The sequence below is a fragment of the Halorubrum sp. AD140 genome, from assembly GCF_034497445.1.
Lineage (GTDB): Archaea > Halobacteriota > Halobacteria > Halobacteriales > Haloferacaceae > Halorubrum.
In genome coordinates this window covers 1-1094 of sequence record NZ_JAXRUU010000303.1, presented here as the reverse complement: position 1 = coordinate 1094, position 1094 = coordinate 1, and the positions used below count along the sequence as shown (strand labels likewise).

The 1094-nt window shown below is 58.9% G+C and carries 1 protein-coding gene; it reads left to right on the top strand.

The window, feature by feature from the left end; genetic code table 11:
• Positions 1 to 38: 38 nt before the first annotated feature.
• The coding region (locus U4E84_RS18380; RefSeq protein ID WP_322533498.1) for a transposase at positions 39 to 1094 on the top strand (1056 nt) is incomplete at its 3' end.

Genomic DNA, 1094 nt, shown 5'->3' with positions numbered 1-1094 from the left:
ATCTAGCAGAAAATCCTGTACAGCGTAAGGATTCACCCGTGACGTTCAATTTTATCCGATACGATCAAGGTCAGCAACACCTCCTGCCAAAGAACGTCGCGGAGTGGGTCGAAGAGGATAGTCTCGAACGCTACGTTTCCGACGTTATCGATCATCTCGACAACGAGGGCCGGCTTGACCCATTCTATCCGGACAATCGGGAGGACGGCCGCGGGCGGCCGTCCTTCCATCCCGTGATGATGCTCAAAGTCCTCGTTTTCGGCTACTGCATCGGCATCCGCAGCTCCCGGAAGCTCGACCGCCTCCTTGAACGTGACATCGCCTTTCGCTACCTTGCCGCGAATCAACACCCTGACTTCCGCACGATCAGCCTCTTCCGCAAGAACCACCGCGAGGAGTTCGAGCACCTCTTCGTTGAGATCCTTCGCCTCTGTCGGGAAGCTGGGATGGCCGAGATGGGCGAGGTCGCCCTGGACGGCCGTCGCGTCCAGGGCGACGCGGCCCTTGACCAAAACCGGACTCGTGAGCAGATTACCGACGAAATACACGACATCCTTGAGGAAGCTGCCGAGGTCGACGAAGCCGAAGACGACGAATACGGACCAGAACAACGCGGAGACGAGCTCCCGGAGGAACTCCGGGAGCGAGAGGACCGACTGAATCGATTGCGGGAAGCCAGGGACCGACTCAACGCCACCGAACAGCAGCTCAAGGAGGAGCAAGCCGAGAAGATCCGCCAGAGAGAACAGGAAGAGGAAGAATCAGGCCAGAAGAAGCGTGGGCGGAAGCCCACACCTCCGGAGGAGGTGGAGCTTCCGGAGGACTCAAAGGCAAACACGACAGATCCAGCGAGTCAAACGCTCAAAACGAGCAACGGGTGGAAACAGGGCTACAACGGCCAAGCAATGGTGGACTGCGACACACAGGTCATCGTCGCTCAGGAGATCACTACTGACGCAAACGACGTCCAGCAGCTCAAGCCGATGCTGGAGACCTGCGAGAAGGTGAACGGCAAGCGCCCGGAGAAGGCGCTTGCCGACGCTGGCTACTGGAGCAAAGCGAACGCGCAGTTAGCGGATGAGCAGACAGAACTG